Source organism: Allobosea lathyri, from assembly GCF_900108245.1.
Lineage (GTDB): Bacteria > Pseudomonadota > Alphaproteobacteria > Rhizobiales > Beijerinckiaceae > Allobosea > Allobosea lathyri.
Map to the genome: position 1 here is coordinate 120,896 of NZ_FNUY01000004.1, position 16,919 is coordinate 137,814.

Below are 16,919 nucleotides of genomic sequence, written 5' to 3' on the forward strand. Positions count from 1 at the left end.
GCTGCACAGACGAGACGTTCCCGCCATGAAGCGTCTACCTCTCTCGGCGCTGGAAGCCTTCGAGGCCGCCGCCCGCACCGGCTCGTTCAGGGCTGCGGGCGAGGAACTCGGCATTTCGCCGAGCGCGATTAGTCACGCGGTGCGCAAGCTCGAGACCCTGATGGGGGCCGTGCTCTTCGACCGGGAGAGCCGCGCCGTCCATCTCAACACGGCCGGAGAGGCGCTGACGCGCCATATCGCAGCGGGGTTCGACGAGATGCGGCAAGGCATCGAGACGGTCGCCTCCCGCTCCGGCAACCTACTGCGCCTGCATTGTGCGCCATCCATGGCTGCACAATGGCTGCTGCCGCGCCTGCGCGACCTTCTCGCCAAACAACCGGGCCTCGAGGTAAGATTGTCGGCTGGTATCGACTACCCGCGCTTCGAGCACGACGAATTCGACGCCGACATCTGTTACGGGCCGCCGAGGCAGGAAGGTCTGATCGTCATTCCGCTCGGCGACGAGACGGTCACCCCGCTCTGCGCGCCTGATATGGCGGCGCAGATCCACTCGGCCAAAGACCTCCTCGGAGCGGAGCTGATCGAAAGCGACAACAAGCGCGTGCGCTGGAACAACTGGTTCCAGGCGAACGACATCGCACCGCCCTCCCCACGCGGCTCCCGCTTCGACCGCTCCTTCATTGCGATCGCCGCGGCTGTCGACGGGCTCGGCATCGCGCTCGAGTCGACTCGGCTGGCCGAGCGCGAAATAAAAGCCGGTCAACTCGTCGCCCCACTCGCTGGTCGAACGAATGACGTCCGCTATGTCGGGCACTACCTCGTCTTTCCGCGCGTAGCCAAGGCCCGCCGTTCGGTGCGGATGTTCGCGCATTGGCTGACGCAAGAGCTAGCCCTGCCTCCGCCAAAGATCTGATTCATGTCTTCATCTTAGCAGGCGGCGGTTGCCTAAGCGATCCCTGACGCCGCATGCGCGAGAGCACCTCGAAACGTGACTACCACCGCCGGGCCTGAGGCAAAGACCGGGCGCGCCTCGTGCAATACATTCCGCGCGCTGTGGCTATTGCCACCTGCGCCAGCTGCCGAAGTGCGATGACATTGTGCACCGGCACCTCACGCTCAGGCAAATGCCATCGCTATTATACGTGTTCGATGCGCGCGCATGGGCAAGGCCGCCTGCAAGAGCCGTTCGATAGCCATGGATCGGCTCGACACGCTCGTCACCGATCATTTGGTTGAGCGGTTGTTTCAGCCTGCGCGCCTAACCGAGCTTCTCGCCTCGACGCTGGGGCGTCGCAGCCGGCAGGCGGTCGAGGTCGATCAACGCATCACCACGTTGCAGAGCGACCTGACCAAAGCCGAGGATAAACTGAAGCGGCTCTATCGCATGGTCGAAGATGGCCTGACCGAGCTGGATGACATCCTCAAAGACCGCATCACCGATCAAACTCGCCCGCGACAAGGCCCGCGCGGCGCTTGAGCGAATCACCGTAGCCCCGGCACTCTCGATCCGTCTTTGATCGAGGCCTTCAGCCGCGTCATGCGCGACAACATCACCACCGGCGAGATTTCGTTCCGGAAAGCCTATGTCCGCTCGCTGGTCGATCGCATCGAGGTCGATGACGTCATCCGCATCGTTGGCGACAAAGCCACCCTCGAACAGGCCGTCGCACATGGCGAAATGGCAGGAAAGGCGGTTCGCAGTTTTGAACCGAAATGGCGCGCCCGAAAGGATTCGAACCTCTGACCCTCAGATTCGTAGTCTGATGCTCTATCCAGCTGAGCTACGGGCGCGTGCCGGGCTCCGCAACGCGCTGCGTCTCGAAGCCGATGGCGGGGAGATAGCTGCTCTCCATCGGCTTGGCAACCCCGAAAAACACTTCCGTATTGGAGGGCGTCGCAGAATTCGGCTTCGTGTTGAAAATGCTCGCGCACCAGCCCCGGCAAGCCAGCTTCGATTTTCCCCTCACCTCAATCCTCGGTCACGGCCACCACGATAGCCTCCGGCCTGATCCGCCTGGCCCGGTCGGCGGCGCGGCTCTTGGGCAACTTCTCGGCAATTCCGTAGAGCTGCTCGCGTCGGTCGATCTCGCGCCAGACATCGTCGGGCGCTATGCCGATCTCGCTCCAGAGCACGACGAGATTGTAGATCAGGTCGGCACTTTCGAGAATCGCGCGCTGACGGTCACCCTGGACCGCCTCCAGGCCGAGCTCGACCGCCTCCTCCGCCAGCTTCTTCGCCATTTTCGGCATGCCCTCGCTCAGCAGTTTTGCAGTGCGCGAGAAAGCCGGGTCGCGGGAGCGGGCCGTCAGGACAGCCGCATGAAGCCGGAGGATCGAATCAGACATGCAGACGAGCGTCGGCCTGTCGCATGAGGGTTTCATGACAATCCGACCGGAGAGGCTTTTCTATATGGCGCGATGCGGGCAGCCATAGCGCGTTAAAGGCCGCCCTCATCGGCCGGCCCTGGTATTGTCAACTCTTGTTCGCCAGCCCTAGCCAGGGCCGCCGGTCAGCGGGTCGCGCGTCGCGTCGTGCGAACGACCGTGGGCGCCGTTACAGCCCCTGCAGCGCCACCGACCACCGCGCCGACCGGTCCCGCTACCACGGCGCCCGTCCCCGCGCCGACGGCTGCTCCGCCGACTGCTCGACGGTATTGCAGGCGCAGAGCGCGATGGCGGTCGCAGCGAGCAGGCCAAAGGTTGAAATCTTCATGATCGGCAATCCCCCAGTTGAATAGTTGGGCAACGCGGCGACAAGGCGAGATGTTCCGTAGACAGGTCGCCAGAGCGGAACGGGCAACCGGGGCAAGCTTGCTGGCCTGCAGCCCGGCCCCTACATTCTCGCCGCGAATCCCCCAGACGCGATCCGGAGTTGGGTCATGCCCCGTTTCCTCTGCCGACAATGCGGCGCGCGCTATCCGGAAGCGGCCGCGCCGCCACCGGGCTGCCCTATCTGCCTCGACGAGCGCCAGTTCGTGCGCTGGGGCGGCCAGGAATGGCTGGAGGTCGAGGATCTCGCGAAGAGCCATAAGATCATCTGCCGGGAGGACCATGGCGTGCTCGGCCTGCGCATCGCACCCGCTTTCGCTATCGACCAGCGCGCGCTTCTCGTCGAGGCCAGCGAAGGCAACCTGCTCTGGGACTGCATCGGACTGGTGACACGCGAGGCTATCGAAGCAATCCGCGCGCGCGGACCTGTAATCGGCATCGCGATCTCGCATCCGCACTATTACACCGCGATGGCGGAATGGGCGAAGGCGCTCGGCGTGCCCGTGCATGTCCACGCCGACGACCGCGTCTGGGTCACTGAACCCGATCTCGCAATCGAGCACTGGGACGGCGAGGCATTGAAGCTCGGCCCATCGCTGACCCTGCTGCGCTGCGGCGGCCATTTCGCCGGCGCGACGGTGCTGCATCATTCCGAAGGCGACGGCGCGCTCTATTGCGGCGACGTGCTCCAGGTCACGCAGGACCGCGCCCATGTCAGCGTGCTCTACTCCTATCCCAACATGATTCCGGTCAATGCCGCCGCGATCCGGCGGATTGCCGCGATACTCGATCCTTATCCGTTTGCGCGGGTTTATGGCGCTTTCGAAGGCCGCGTCATCCCGGCCGACGCCAAGACAGCGCTCGAGCGGTCCTTCGCACGCTATCTGGCGGCTATCGCCTGATGCTTTCTTTCCGATGTTTTCTGCAGATGCGCGGTCTGTGCCCTTGCGATCCGCGCAAAAATCCGTATACAGCCGGCATCGCATCAGCCGCACCATTCGTGTGGGCGATGAGGACCGGTCTCCGGTTCGCGTCGCAAGGTTGAGTTTTTTTGACCGGTCTGTCCCGCAAGGATGGATCGACGGAGTTGAGACGATGAAGATCCGTAATTCGCTGAAGTCGCTGCGTGGCCGTCATCGCGACAACCAGCTCGTGCGCCGCAAGGGCCGCGTTTACATCATCAACAAGGTCCAGAAGCGCTTCAAGGCGCGCCAGGGCTGAGTTGCCGCGCGGCGTCTTTCGCCGCGTCTCCCGGATTTTGACCGGTTTGGGAATGGCGGGGCGCTTTGGCGCAGCCCGCCTTTTTCCGTTGGACTCCAGGTCGCCTTCCTGTGAATTGACCTTGCACCGGGCCGGGCTACAATCATGGGCATGATGATCGCTCGCATGCTTCCCGTCGCATTCGCGCTGGCGCTGGTCGCAGCGGCACCGCTCGGCATCACCGCTGCCTGCGCGCAGGAGAACCCGCTGCAGAACCCACCGCCTCGCCCGGGCGTGGTTCCGCCGTCGGACAAGGACGACAACCCCGTCGCACCCGCCCCTGCGCCCTTGCGGACGCCAGCGGCAACGCTCGACCGGCTGTTCGAGAGGCTCACTGCCGCCAAGACGCCCGAAGAAGCCAAGGGCATCGCCAATTTGATCCAGCGCCGCTGGGCACGCTCGGGGTCCGATACGGCCGATCTGCTGATGACCCGCGCCCAGAGCGCGATGAAAGACAAGCAGCTCGAACTCGCAATCGAACTGCTCGACCGCGTGATCAGCCTGGAGCCGAACTGGGCAGAAGGCTGGAACCAGCGCGCCAATGCGCTCTTCCTCGCCGGAGATCCGATTCGCTCGATGATCGACATCGGCGAGGCCTTGAAGCGCGAGCCCAGGCACTATGGCGCCATGATGGGGCTAGGCACCATCCTGCGTCAGCAGGGTGACGACAAGCGCGCCATGGTGGCCTATCGCCGCGCGCTCGAAGTCTATCCGCAGATGGAAGCGGTCAAGAGTGCCGTCGAATCGCTCAAGAGCGAGGTCGATGGGCGGGACGCCTGATGCCGTGCCGCGAGCGCGCCGACCCCGGATACGCCGGTCACAAACACCCTGCCCCAAGTTTATCCCCGAAACCGATAAGCGCGTCGCAGCGTAGGCAGGCCATGCTGACCCGCCTCCTGCTCATCGCCCTCGTCCTGGTCGTGTCAGGCCTGCTCCTGCGGACGGGCTGGCTCAACCTCGAAGCCGGGCGCCAGTACCCGCCGCAGGGCAGCTTCGTCTCCGTCCCCGGCGGCAGGCTTCACTATCGCGAGCGCAAGCCCACGGACGAGGGGCTTGGCACTGTGGTGCTCGTCCATGGCGCGTCCTCGGCCCATGCCGACCTGCTCGCCACGCTGGGACCCGAGCTTGCGCATTACCGGGTCATCGCGATCGACCGCCCTGGCCATGGCTGGAGCGACCGGCTCGACGGCGCGGCGATGGCCGATCCGGGGCGTCAGGCCGCCGCGATCATGCAGGCGGTCGATCGGATTGCGCCCGAGCGCTTCGTGCTGGTCGCGCATTCGCTCGCCGGCGCCCTGTCGACCCGGATCGCGCTGGATAGGCCGGAACGGCTGCGCGGGCTCGTGTTGCTCGGCGCCGTCACCCAACCCTGGCCCGGCGGCGTCGCCTGGTACCATCATCTCCTCGCATGGCCGGTCATCGGATCCGCCTTCACCTGGCTGGTGGGCGTGCCCGCGGCGAGCCTCCTCCTGGAATCAGGCGCGGAAAGCGTCTTCGCGCCGCGCGAGGTCACGCCCGGCTACCTCGAAACGGCGGAGACCCGCCTCCTGCTGCGGCCTGCGGCATTGCGGGCGAACTCGCAGGACATAGCGGCGACCCATGCGTTTGTAGCGGCGCAGGCACCGCGCTACCGCGAGCTGAAAGTCCCGGTAGTCGCGATCACCGGCGACAGCGACGCGATCGTCTCACCCATGATCCACTCCGCCGCGATCGCGCGCGCGGCACCGCAGGGCCGCTTCGTGCTGCTGCCCGGCGTCGGCCACATGCCGCATCACGCGGCGCCCGAGATCGTGGTCGAGGCGATCGACCAGATCGTCGGGCCCCGCTCGGGCCTCGCTCTGCTGAGCCCCGACCTCACGCCTTCTGGACGTGTTCCTGCGCGATAAAGGCGATGCGGACCATGTTGGTCGCGCCCGGTGTGCCGAAGGGCACGCCGGCCACGACGATGATCCGGTCACCCAGCTTGGCGAAATCCTCGCGCACGGCGAATTTGCAGGCGCGCGAGGCCATGTCGTCGATGTCGCTGGCATCCTTGGTTACGACGGAGTGCACGCCCCAGACGAGCGTCAGGCGGCGTGCCGTGGCCCGATTTGGGGTGAGCGCGATCACCGTGGAGTTGGGCCGTTCGCGGGCGATGCGGAAGGCTGTCGAACCCGACGAAGTCCAGGCCGCGATAGCTTTCAGGTTGAGCGCATCGGCGATCTCATGGGCCGCCTTTGCAATCGCATCGGCGCCGGTCGCCTCCGGCTCGGCGCGCTGCGACTCCAGGATCGAACGATAAACCGACTCGCTTTCGACCTCCTCGGCGATGCGGTTCATCATCGTCACCGCCTCGATCGGGAACTGCCCGGCCGCGCTCTCAGCCGAAAGCATCACGGCGTCGGCGCCTTCGAAGACGGCGGTCGCGACGTCGGAGACCTCGGCGCGCGTCGGCACTGGGCTCGTGATCATGCTCTCCAGCATCTGGGTGGCGACGACGACCGGCTTGCCCTTGCGGCGGCACATGCGGACCATGCGCTTCTGCGTGCCCGGCACCTTCTCCAGCGGCATCTCGACGCCGAGATCGCCGCGCGCGACCATGATCGCATCGGAGGCGTCGATGATCTCGTCCAGGCGAAGCAGGGCCTGCGGCTTCTCGATCTTGGCCATTGCCAGAGCCCGGCCACGCACGATCTTGCGCAGATCGGCCATATCCTCGGGCCGCTGCACGAAAGATAGCGCGATCCAGTCGACGCCGGCCTCCGCTGCGGCTTCCGCGTCGGAGCGATCCTTCTCGGTCATCGCGGACACAGCGATCGTGGTGTCTGGCAGGCTGACGCCCTTGCGCGAGGACAGGCGCCCACCGACCGTGACACGCGTCACGGCCTGGGTCGGCGTCGCCTTCTCGACCACGAGCCGCAGCTTGCCATCGTCGAGGATCAGGGTATGGCCGGCCTCCAGCGCAGTCAGGATTTCCGGGTGCGGCAGGTGAACCCGCTTCACCGTTCCCGGCGTCGGATCGGAATCGAGCGTGAACCTGGCGCCATTCTCCAGCATCACGCCGCCATCGCCGCCAAACTGGCCGACGCGCAGCTTGGGCCCCTGAAGATCGGCGAGAATGCCGACCGGGCGGTGGAACTTGGCTTCCAGCCCCCGCAGCATCGCGACCTTCTCGGGCAGCGTCTCGCGCTGGGTATGGCTCATATTGATGCGGAAGACGTCGACGCCAGCCTGGAACAGCTTGCCGCACATCTCCTCGGTCGCCGATGCCGGGCCCAGTGTGGCGATGATCTTGATACGGCGCTCACGCTTCTTCATGTCTCGTCCTTCAGGGGCGCGCTGGCGCATTTCCGGTGGTGTCGGTCAGCTGGATGGTCCAGCTCTTCTGTTCGCCCGTATCGACCTCGAAGAAGCCGGCGCGGTCATATCCCCGCGCCAGGCAATCCTCGATGCCGCGGATCGTGAATTCCTTGTTGCGCGTGCACATGACGGACTTGCCGGTCCACTCGCCGCCCCTGTCGTAATCGATGGCATGGACGTAGTAAAAACGCGCTGCCAGCGTTCCCCGCAGCAGGGTCTCGCAGCCGCGTGGCGCGAGATTCCACCAGCCCTCGGTGATCCAGCCCTGCGCGTCGCGATAACCGATCGCCACGCCGATCCGGCTGCTCGTCGTGTTGCACATGCGCAGATCCGCCCATGCCGGAGCAGCGCTCGCAAGGAGGCCGCCCACCAGCAAGGCAAGGCGCAGGCCCAGTCTTTGGATTCGGTGCGTATTCACGGCTCGATCAGGATCACGCGGCAATCATTGATATTGGTCAAGGTCGGCCCCGGCTGCAGCAAATCACCCAGTGCTTCGAAGAAGCCCGTGGAATCGTTGTCGGCGAGGTATTGGGCGGGAACGAGGCCGAGCCCGCCTGCGCGCGTCAATGTGCCGGGATCGATGACCGCGCCGGCTGGATCGGTCGCCTCCCCGCCTCCGCCATCGGTCCCGTCCGTATCCCCCGACAAGGCGATGATGCCGGGTTCTCCGGCCAGCGCGATGGCCAGCGCCAGCGCATATTCCTGATTGGGACCGCCACGGCCCTGGCCGCGCAACGTCACGGTAAGTTCTCCACCGGACAGGACCGCGGCACGCCGACCCCTACGCTTCAGCTCGCGCGCAAGCTCGGCATGGGCAGCCGCCACATCGCGGGCTTCGCCTTCGAGATCGGCGCCAAGATCATGAACGGCATAGCCGGCAGCTTCCGCGGCAGCACGCGCAGCGGCGATGCCATCGGCGGGGCGGGCGATGATGTGGAACTCGCTGTTGGCGAAGGCCGGATGGCTGGGCTTCGGCGTCTCGCTGGCCTCGTCGTCCAGCAGGACACGCGCGGCATCCGGCAGATCGAGCTTGTAGCGGGCGACGATCGCGCGAGCATCCGCCATCGTCGTCGGATCGGGCACGGTCGGGCCCGAGGCGATCGCGGTGGGCTCGTCGCCCGGCACGTCGGAAATGGCGAGCGTCAGCAGCCGCGCCGGGGCGGCCGCAAGCGCGAGCCTGCCACCCTTGATGCGCGAGAGCCGCTTGCGCACGATGTTCATCTCGCCGATCGGCGCGCCCGAGCGCAGCAGCGCCTTGTTGACCGCCTGCTTCTCCGCCAGCGTCAGCGTTCCCGCCGGAGCGACCCAATTGGCCGAGCCGCCGCCCGACAGCAGCACCAGGACAAGGTCGTCGGCAGTCGCGGAGGCCGCAAGTTCGAGCGCCCGGCTGGCACTATCGATGCTGCCCTGATCCGGCACGGGGTGGCCGGCCGCAACCATCGGAATCTGGCGCGTCCTGGCCTCATAGCCATGGCGCGCAACGGCGTGGCCGGTCAGGCGCTGCGCCGGGAAGCCTGAATCGAGATAATGCGCTTCGGCGAAAGCGATCATGCTGCCTGCGGCCTTGCCGGCGGCCAGCAGGATCAGGCGTCCCGTCTCCGGCGCAACAGGCAGATGGGCCGGCAGGCAACCAGCCGGCTGGGCCCGCGCGACGGCGGCATCGAAGATCGTTCTTGCAGTGGCGCGCATCCGGGCCAAGTCGTCGCTGGGTCGCTGCAAGGCCGCCTCGTGTTCCGCCCGTCTTTGACAGCCGATCATGTCGACTTTCGTTGCTGATTCTTTTAAGTCGCGGCGATGCAGACGTCATCAGGCTTTTGCTGGAATAGTCATACTTTTTGAGGGATGCATGCGCTCCGATTTCGCGATCGCCCGCCCTGCCCCGCCGCTCGCGCCGGGCGAGGTCGAAATCATCCCCGGCAATCCGGCGACGGGCATGCTGCTGCTCTGCGACCACGCCTCGAACGCAATCCCGCGCGAGCTCGAATCGCTCGGCCTGCCCCCGGCGCAGCTCGAACGCCACATCGCCTATGATATCGGCGCCGCCGAAATGACGCGGGCCATGGCGCAGGCGCTCGGCGCGCCGGCGGTGCTGACGAATTTCTCCCGCCTGCTGATCGACCCCAATCGCGGGCTCGACGACCCGACGCTGGTGATGCGGCTGTCGGATGGCGCGATCGTGCCGGGTAATCGACATATCGACGAGACCGGTATCGCCGAGCGCGTTGCGCGCTACTACAAGCCCTATGATGCGGCGATCGACGCGAGCATCGCCGCCGCGCTGGCCGCCGGACATCCCCCCGCGATCGTCTCGCTGCATTCCTTCACGCCTTATTGGAAGGCGGCGGCCCGCCCCTGGCATGTCGGCGTGCTCTGGGACCATGAGGGCCGGCTGGCAAAGCTCGTGATCGCAGCTCTGCAAGCCGAGAGCGATCTCGTTGTCGGCGACAACGAGCCCTATCATGGCGGCCTGCCCGGCGACACGATCGACCGTCACGCCACCCGGCGCGGCCTGCCCGACGCGCTGATCGAGATCAGGCAGGATCTGATCGCGACCGACGCTGCAGCACGCGCCTGGGGCGAGCGGCTGGCGGGGATTGTCCCGCCCTGCATCGAGGCGCTGCGCGCCGGGTGAGACATCAGGACTGTTGAACGCGCAGGCCTCGACGTCGCTTCCCGCTTGACGTCGCCCCCCGATCCCTGCGAACCCTCCGGCCAAATCTCCCATCATCGAGAAGGATATCAGATGGACGATCCGGTTGCTGGCGACCAGCTGAAGAGCATTGTCGAGCGCATCGAGCGCCTCGAGGAAGAGAAGAAGACCATCTCCGACGATATCAAGGAGGTCTATGCCGAGGCCAAGGGCAACGGCTACGACGTCAAGGTCCTGCGCAAGGTCATCGCCATCCGCAAGCGCGACGCCAATGAGCGCGCCGAGGAGGAAGCGATCCTCGACCTCTATCTGCAGGCGGTCGGCGAAAGCGCCTGAGTTCGCCAGCACAACCCGATATGACAATGCCGGCTTCGGTTGCCCGACGCCGGCATTTTTATGTCACGGATGAACCGAGATCAGGCGACGAGTGCCAGTTCGGCCCGGGCGTCGTTCATCGCCTGCTCGCGTGCCTCGGGACCATATCCGAGCTTCTCGGCGCGGATGAAGGTGATGTCGCTGATGCCCATGAAGCCGAGCAGCGTGCGCAGATGCGGCTCCTGCGAATCCATCGGCTGGGCCGGGCCGCTGCTGTAAAGACCGCCGCGGCTCTCGACGACGATGGCGCGCTTGCCCTTGAGCAGGCCTTCGGGACCGGCTTCGCTGTATTTGAAGGTCAGGCCGGCACGCAGCACATAGTCGAACCAGGCCTTCAGCGTCGAGGGAATGCCGAAATTATACATGGGAGCGCCGATCACGACGACATCGGCGGCCTTCAGCTCCTCGATCAGCGCGTCGGAGAATGCCTTGGCCTTGACCTGAACCTCGGACACCGCCTCGCCGCCACGCAGCGCCGGGGTGGTCTCGACCGTCAGATGCGGAACCGGCTCGGCGCCGAGATCGCGTTCGACGACCTTGAGGCCGGAATTCTGGCTGCGCAGCCGCTCGACCGTCGCCTGGACCAGTTCCCTCGATGCCGAGGCGGGGCCCGAAGCGCTGCTGTTGAGAACGAGAACGGTGGACATGGTGATTGATCCTGTCACGAGGAAGAGTTCGATGACGGGCAACATAGGGGTTCATTGAGCGCACCAGAACGCGCATAATGAACACTAGACTGTTGCTCACAGAGGAACGCGCCATGTCCGAGCTGGACGATATCCGCAGTTTCATCGCCGTCGTCGAGACCGGCGGTTTCGGGCGCGCGGGCAGGAGCCTGGGCCTGGCGAAGTCCATCGTCAGCCGGCGCGTCTCGCGGCTGGAGGCCGATCTCGGCACGCGCCTCCTGAGCCGGACCACGCGCGGGGTCAGCCCGACCGAGGCCGGCCTCGAATTCAAGGCGCGGGGCGAGCGCATCCTGGCGGAACTCGTCGAAGCCCGCGAATCCGTGGCGCAGCAGGCCGGCGGCGTGGCCGGGCGCCTGCGCCTGTCGATGCCGCTGACCTTCGGCATCCGCCATGTCGCCCCGCTGCTTGGCGAACTCGCGCGCCAGCACCCCAGGCTCGAGATCGATGTCGAGGCCAGCGACCGCTATGTCGACCTGATCGGCGAGCGCTTCGACGCGGCGATCAGGATCGGCACCCTCAAGGATTCCAGCCTCGTGGCGCGCAAGATCGCGCCCGTCCATGGCGCCGTGCTGGCGAGCCCCGATTACTTCGCGCGCAAGGGGCGCCCAACCTCCCCGCTCGAACTGACGGAGCATGACTGCCTGCTCTACACCGGCACCGCCGTTCCCGATTGGACCTTCCGCATCGGCAAGCGCTGGGTGCCGGTGCGGCCATCGGGCCGCATGCGTTCCGACAGTGGCGAGACATTGCTGGAATGGGCTGCAGCAGGACTGGGCATCGCTGTCCTGCCGACCTTCATCGCTTCCGACGCGATCCGCGACGGCACCGTCGAACATCTCCTGTGGGACTTCCCGATGCCGACGCAAGCACTCTATGTCGTACGCCCTCCCGGCGCCTATGTGCCCGGCAAGGTCCGGGTCCTGATCGACCTGCTGGTCGAGCGCTTCGGCAGCACGCCCTATTGGGACCCCTGCCAGCTCGCAGCGAAAGCTCAAGGCATATCGCTGGGCCATACCGCCGATGCCGATGATGACGCGGACATCGAGGCCGACGCAATGGACCATCAGCCGGCGTGATCTCAGGCATCACGCGATTTCGCGTGGCTTTTCGCCGCCCGCAGGCCAGTCTGCGCCGCGTCGAACATGGAGATCGCGATGCTGCTCGTCGGAATGCTGGATAGCCCCTATGTCCGCCGCGCGGCGATCACAGGTACCCTGCTGGAGCTGGAGTTCGAGCACCGCTCAGTCTCCGTCTTCCGGCACATGGATGAGTTCAGGGCGATCAACCCGCTGATCAAGGCCCCCTCCCTCGTTTGCGACGATGGCGTCGTGATCAGCGAATCGCTCCTGATCATCCAGCATTTCGAGGATGTCGCGGGCCGATCCTTACGTCCGCTGGAGCCCGGCGCACGCAACCGCGACCTCGGCCTGACCGGCATCGGCATCGTCACCGCCGACAAGGCCGTCTCGGTCGAATACGAGCGCAAGCGTCCCGAAGCGCAACGCTACGCGCCCTGGCAGGAACGCATCGTCACGCAGCTCCATACCGCGCTCGGCCTGCTCGATGCTGCCGCGACGCGTGGCGAATTGACCTCAGGCCCGGAGCTGCAGCCCTGCGATATCGCGGCGGCGGTCGCCTGGGGCTTCTGCCGCTTCACGATCCCGGAATTCGTGCCCGAGGACCGTTGGCCGGCGCTGGCAGCCCAGGCGCGTGCCTGCGAGGCACTCGATGTCTTTAAGGCATGGCCGATCGACCGCGAGTAGCGGCCGGCTCTCGGCGAAGGGCACCTGCTCTAGTTCTGGACGAAATTCGTCGGCAGGGAGCGCACGGCCGGTCCGCTGAACGAGCCGACCTTGGCGTCGCTGGGATCGGCATGGCTGAAGCCGAGAGCGGCAGCGGGGCTTGGGCCCTGGATCGGCGACGCGGCCGGAACAGTTGTCTTGGAGCGGGCGGTCGCAACCGTGACCGGCCTGTCCGGCGAGCGTGTGGTCCGCGACACCGCAGCAAATAGCGAGTCGAGCCCGGAACGGTCGGCCTCATAGGCTGCAACATCAGGCGCAGGCGCCGGAACGGGCATCGAACGGCCACGCGCACTCGCCACGGCGGTCATACCACCATCGCGAGGCCTGATCGGCGGCATCGGGTGGTTGACCGCGACGAGGCGGCCTTCCGGCACGGCCGATTGCTGGTTGGCGACGTCGTTGGAACCGCGCAGCGCCACGCCTGCAAGACTTGCGAAGGCCGCCGGGCGCGCCGGCGGCAGCGGCGCATTGGTGGGCTTTCCGGCAACGACGGAATCAATCAGCGCGACGATCTGGTCGGGCCGGCGCGGCGGCAGCGAGGCCAGGACCAGCCTCTGGTCTGAACTCAGAGCAGGCTGCGGCGCGAAGGCGAGAGCCCCGCCCGGACCGGGCAGAGCCGCGACCTGCACGGCGGCGCCTGCGTCGCCCGGCTGCTGCGGCAGGGTCAGGCCACGCGGCCGCGCCAGCGGCACGGGCGCATCGATCAGCTTGGGCCGGTTGTCCTCGGGCACAGGCACGGGCGCCGGCGTCGGTGCAACGGCGACAGCAGCGGCCGGAGCTTCCTGCGGTTGCGCCTGACGTGGCGCAAGACGTTCGGAGCGCTCGCGCGTAAGCGCACGCGCCGTCGGCTCCGGAGGCGCAGAGGCGACCGCGAAGCGACCACCATCAGACGCGTTGCTGTCGGAATAGCCGCTATTGTTGTTGGCATAGGCCATGACCGTCGGCTGCGGCTTGGGCGCGCCACGGCGTCCGCGCGTGGGACGGGCATCGGCTTCTTCGTCGTCGCCGCCGAAGAGCGAGGCCCACAGGCTCTTGCGACCGGACGCCATGACGGCGCCCTCGTCACTCTCGGCTGAGGCATAGCCCATCACCGAGCCACCGCTGGAAATGACCTCGGCCATGGCGACGTCGTAGCCGCTGAGCGGCTTGCCGTCGGCGGGCAGATGGACCGTCTTCTCGTCGGGGAAGAGGCGCACCAGCTGGTCGCGCGTCATGCGCGGCCAGGAGCGCACGGAACCAGCATCGAGATGGACGAAAGGGGTATGCGCGCCGGGATAAAAACCGACGCCGCCGCGCTGGAGCCGCATTCCGGCCTCGCGGATGCGGGCGGTCGGCGTATCCGGCAAATAGAAGTCCATTGCCTTGCCGAGCATATGCTGGCTGTTCTTGGCGACGGCGCGCGAGCGACGGCGCAGCATCGAATTGGTGCCGGGCGAGCGATAGGCGGACACGACATGGAAGGGCTGTTCCGAGCCAACCGTCCGCTGCACCTCCCACGCGACATCGAACAGGCGCGGATCCATGCGGATCGGCTCGTCGGTGCGCCAGTCGCGCAGGGCCCAGTTCAGCTTCTCCAGGCCCTCCGACACATAGCGCCCGTCGCGCTTGAAGGTGACTGTCGTCTCCTCCTTGGTGTGCATGTGCTTGATGGTGATGGTGCGGGTGTCACCGTTGGCGACGGCATCCTGAGTGCCGCGCACGCCGAGCAGAAGCGCGACCACAGCAGCGCCCAGCGCCACACTGCGCTTCAGAACGGGCTTCGAGCAGAACGGCAGCCGTCCTGAAAGCGTGGCGTTTAACCTGACCAATCTGCCTGACCCGTCTCGATGTCACCGCCGACGCGGCGCGATGAACGTGAACGAACAGTTGCGGAGAAGCGTTAACGATTAGTTAGCAAGCCGGCAATCGGGCCGCCATGACTTTGTCGGCCGAGAGCTGGCTAACGGCAGATCGTGGCGAAACCGTGCCCGCGGTGTCGCGGGCACGTCTTCAGCCGCGCTGCTCCAGTGCCTGACGGACCAGTCGATGGAAGCCGTAGAGGTCGTCGAAGATCGTCAGGCGGCCGTCCGCGCCGATGACATGGGTGTTGTAGACAAGGTGGATCGGGATCGGCTCCGGCAGCCTGATCGTCCGCTCGCCCGAGCCGATCAATCGCTTCAGGCGCTCATGCGTCCATTCCGGGCCGAGCACCTGGTCGGCCAGCAGGAAGGGGTTGTCCACGCGCACGCAGCCATGGCTGAAAGCCCGCTTGTCGGCGCTGAAGAGCCGGCGATTGGGCGTGTCATGCAGATAGACCGCATGATCGTTGGGGAACATGAACTTGATCCAGCCGAGCGCGTTGCGTTCGCCCGGCGGCTGGCGCACCGAGATATTGCTGCCCCGCCGCGTCACGACATAGCCGCGCTTGGCGGCGTAGTCGGGATCGGCCGCGAGGCCGGGCAGGAACTCCTTCTTCAGGATCGAAGGCGGCACGAACCAGGACGGATTGACGACGACGTGGTCCATCTTGTGCGAGAAGATCGGCGTCGCGGATTCCGGCTTGCCGACGATGGCGCGGGCCTGATGCACCAGCTTGCCGTCGCGGAATACACGAACCTGGAACTCCGGCACATTGACCATGATGTGGCTCGCGCCGAGATCGGGCGGCAGCCAGCGCCAGCGTTCCATCTGCGCGATGATGTCCTGCTCGCCGCGCGCCGTGGCGGGCGTGCCGAGCGCGGCCAGCGTCTGGGCGCTCAGGATGCCGTTCGCGCGCAGGCCCGCCTGCTTCTGGAATTCGGCAAGCGCGGTTGCCGTCGAGCGGTCGAATACCGGCTCCTCCGACGGGCCGAGCCCAAGCCGGGCGCGCACCAGCGGCACGCGCTCGTCGCGCATGCCGAGCTTCAGCGCCGGCCCTGCGGGGATGCGAACCAGCGGCGTGTCGTCCAGATGCTCGCGCAGTTCCACGAGCTTGACCTTGAGCCGGCGATAGCCCTCATGCGGTGGATTATATGAGGCCAGCATCGCACCGGCATCGGTCGCGCCCGCCAGTTCCGAAAGCACTTCGGTGGCCGAGGGCAGATAGAGCGTCGGCGTCAGGTTCTTCGACAGCCGGCGCGGATCGATGCGGCCGCCACGCGCGTCGCGAGCGTAGAGCACGGCCAGCGCCGACAGCCTGACATCGGCCTCGGCGAGGCGGCCCTTGTCGCTCGCCTCGAACACCGGCAGCGGATAATCCGTCGGCCGCAAGCCATCCTCACGAGCCCGGCTGAGCTGCGCGACCAGACGCTTGCCCGCCTCGCTCCAGCCCTTGCCGTCGATCCAGAAGGGCCGGTTCTCATTGGCCTGATAGGCGGCCAGAACATCGTTTCGCTCGCGCTCGCCCAGGCGCGGCAGCGCCAGCGCCTCAGGAGCATACGTCGCGATATCCGCGGCGAATTCGGAGCCCGGCGGCAGCTCGATCACGACTTTCGGGATTTCGGGCAACGGCACGAGCGGCTCGGCCGCGCGCAAGGGTTCGGGCTGAGGTGCGACTTGCTCAGGTCCGGCCTGCTCAGGCTCAACCTGCTGAGGCTCGGCTTGCGGCTTGACGACAGGAACGAGCGCCGGGTCGGCAGGCGGCAGCTCGACATCGGGAATGTCGAGCATGACGGGGCCGTCATCGACGCCGGGCGACGCCGGAGCAGTCGTGGCGCGCGTCGGCGGGACTTCGAGCGTCGAAAGCCCTCGTGGCGGCTGGCCGGAAGGCGAAACCGTGCCGGTCACCATCTCGGCGTCGGGAGCCGGCTCGGTCCGGGCGGTCGCCTCCGGCTGTCCGCGCAATTCCGGCAGCGCTGCGGGTTTCTCGCCTTCGAGAAGGATCAGAGCCGGCTGCTCGGGAAACGCGATCCCCAGCATCGGTTCGGTATTGCCGGAACTCTGCGCCAGGGCAGCAGCACTTCCCAGTGCCAGCGCCAAGACGGATGCGGAGGCCAGATTCGCCCATTGGCGACGACGCATGGTCGCTATCCCTAAACTTTGCCGGATGTCCGCATTCCTGCGTGAACCCGGCTGCTTCGA

Annotated in this window: 18 protein-coding genes and 1 tRNA gene; 11 read left to right on the top strand and 8 right to left on the bottom strand. The window is 66.5% G+C overall.

Annotated elements, in window-relative coordinates; translation table 11 throughout:
• Positions 1-25 precede the first annotated feature (25 nt).
• From C4S73_RS11110 to C4S73_RS11120, 3 genes are all read left to right on the top strand, one after another.
• Positions 26-913, top strand: coding sequence for a LysR substrate-binding domain-containing protein (locus tag C4S73_RS11110; protein WP_103872572.1), 888 nt, complete (start codon positions 26-28; stop codon positions 911-913).
• A gap of 246 nt (positions 914-1,159) precedes the next feature.
• On the top strand, positions 1,160-1,477 hold the full coding sequence (locus C4S73_RS11115; RefSeq protein ID WP_103872573.1) for a hypothetical protein: 318 nt from the start codon (positions 1,160-1,162) through the stop codon (positions 1,475-1,477).
• 36 nt (positions 1,478-1,513) lie between these two features.
• The gene (locus C4S73_RS11120; protein ID WP_103872574.1) at positions 1,514-1,744 is read left to right on the top strand and encodes a hypothetical protein; all 231 of its coding nucleotides are present in this window, start codon (positions 1,514-1,516) and stop codon (positions 1,742-1,744) included.
• Here C4S73_RS11120 and C4S73_RS11125 read toward each other — a convergent pair.
• Both C4S73_RS11125 and hisE read right to left on the bottom strand, forming a co-directional pair.
• Positions 1,715-1,791, bottom strand: a tRNA-Arg gene (locus C4S73_RS11125). The two genes, C4S73_RS11120 and C4S73_RS11125, sit on opposite strands and share 30 nt — an antisense overlap.
• A 177-nt stretch (positions 1,792-1,968) precedes the next feature.
• A complete protein-coding gene (gene hisE / locus C4S73_RS11135) occupies positions 1,969-2,346 on the bottom strand; it encodes a phosphoribosyl-ATP diphosphatase (RefSeq protein ID WP_103872576.1) in 378 nt (125 codons plus the stop codon).
• A gap of 533 nt (positions 2,347-2,879) precedes the next feature.
• Between hisE and C4S73_RS11145 the strand changes: the two genes are divergently transcribed.
• The 4 genes from C4S73_RS11145 (at position 2,880) to C4S73_RS11160 (ending at position 5,915) form a co-directional block, all read left to right on the top strand.
• On the top strand, positions 2,880-3,671 hold the full coding sequence (locus C4S73_RS11145; RefSeq protein WP_103872578.1) for an MBL fold metallo-hydrolase: 792 nt from the start codon (positions 2,880-2,882) through the stop codon (positions 3,669-3,671).
• A 193-nt stretch (positions 3,672-3,864) separates the two neighbouring features.
• Positions 3,865-3,990 (top strand): type B 50S ribosomal protein L36, encoded by a 126-nt coding sequence (ykgO, locus tag C4S73_RS11150; protein ID WP_066615235.1) that lies wholly within the window; start codon positions 3,865-3,867, stop codon positions 3,988-3,990.
• Positions 3,991-4,155: 165 nt separating this feature from the next.
• Positions 4,156-4,809: a tetratricopeptide repeat protein gene (locus tag C4S73_RS11155; RefSeq protein WP_160115732.1), complete on the top strand. Its 654-nt coding sequence runs from the start codon at positions 4,156-4,158 to the stop codon at positions 4,807-4,809.
• Positions 4,810-4,910: 101 nt separating this feature from the next.
• Positions 4,911-5,915: an alpha/beta fold hydrolase gene (locus C4S73_RS11160; protein WP_160115733.1), complete on the top strand. Its 1,005-nt coding sequence runs from the start codon at positions 4,911-4,913 to the stop codon at positions 5,913-5,915.
• Here C4S73_RS11160 and pyk read toward each other — a convergent pair.
• From pyk to C4S73_RS11175, 3 genes are read right to left on the bottom strand one after another with little or no spacing between them, the layout of a single operon-like run.
• A complete protein-coding gene (pyk, locus tag C4S73_RS11165) occupies positions 5,884-7,326 on the bottom strand; it encodes a pyruvate kinase (RefSeq protein ID WP_103872581.1) in 1,443 nt (480 codons plus the stop codon). The two genes, C4S73_RS11160 and pyk, sit on opposite strands and share 32 nt — an antisense overlap.
• 10 nt (positions 7,327-7,336) lie before the next feature.
• Entirely contained in the window at positions 7,337-7,744 is a 408-nt protein-coding gene (locus C4S73_RS11170) for a DUF1036 domain-containing protein (protein ID WP_425290339.1), read from the bottom strand.
• Positions 7,745-7,782: 38 nt separating this feature from the next.
• A complete protein-coding gene (locus C4S73_RS11175; protein ID WP_103872582.1) occupies positions 7,783-9,057 on the bottom strand; it encodes a glycerate kinase type-2 family protein in 1,275 nt (424 codons plus the stop codon).
• Between the two features lie 157 nt (positions 9,058-9,214).
• Between C4S73_RS11175 and C4S73_RS11180 the strand changes: the two genes are divergently transcribed.
• Positions 9,215-10,000 (top strand): N-formylglutamate amidohydrolase, encoded by a 786-nt coding sequence (locus tag C4S73_RS11180; protein WP_103872583.1) that lies wholly within the window; start codon positions 9,215-9,217, stop codon positions 9,998-10,000.
• Between the two features lie 111 nt (positions 10,001-10,111).
• Positions 10,112-10,354: a DUF2312 domain-containing protein gene (locus tag C4S73_RS11185; RefSeq protein WP_103872584.1), complete on the top strand. Its 243-nt coding sequence runs from the start codon at positions 10,112-10,114 to the stop codon at positions 10,352-10,354.
• Positions 10,355-10,434: 80 nt separating this feature from the next.
• On the opposite strand, the gene C4S73_RS11190 is transcribed toward C4S73_RS11185, so the two are convergent.
• Positions 10,435-11,040 (bottom strand): FMN-dependent NADH-azoreductase, encoded by a 606-nt coding sequence (locus C4S73_RS11190; RefSeq protein ID WP_103872893.1) that lies wholly within the window; start codon positions 11,038-11,040, stop codon positions 10,435-10,437.
• Between the two features lie 113 nt (positions 11,041-11,153).
• Here C4S73_RS11190 and C4S73_RS11195 point away from each other — a divergent pair, with 113 nt between their 5' ends.
• Positions 11,154-12,155, top strand: coding sequence for a LysR family transcriptional regulator (locus tag C4S73_RS11195; RefSeq protein ID WP_103872585.1), 1,002 nt, complete (start codon positions 11,154-11,156; stop codon positions 12,153-12,155).
• A gap of 78 nt (positions 12,156-12,233) precedes the next feature.
• Positions 12,234-12,842, top strand: a complete 609-nt coding sequence (locus C4S73_RS11200) for a glutathione S-transferase family protein (RefSeq protein WP_160115734.1) — start codon at positions 12,234-12,236, stop codon at positions 12,840-12,842.
• Between the two features lie 29 nt (positions 12,843-12,871).
• Here the strand turns inward: C4S73_RS11200 and C4S73_RS11205 are convergent, their stop codons facing one another.
• The gene (locus C4S73_RS11205; RefSeq protein WP_244595556.1) at positions 12,872-14,620 is read right to left on the bottom strand and encodes a peptidoglycan L,D-endopeptidase MepK; all 1,749 of its coding nucleotides are present in this window, start codon (positions 14,618-14,620) and stop codon (positions 12,872-12,874) included.
• 250 nt (positions 14,621-14,870) lie between these two features.
• A complete protein-coding gene (locus C4S73_RS11210; RefSeq protein ID WP_103872588.1) occupies positions 14,871-16,859 on the bottom strand; it encodes a L,D-transpeptidase scaffold domain-containing protein in 1,989 nt (662 codons plus the stop codon).
• Between the last annotated feature and the right edge of the window lie 60 nt (positions 16,860-16,919).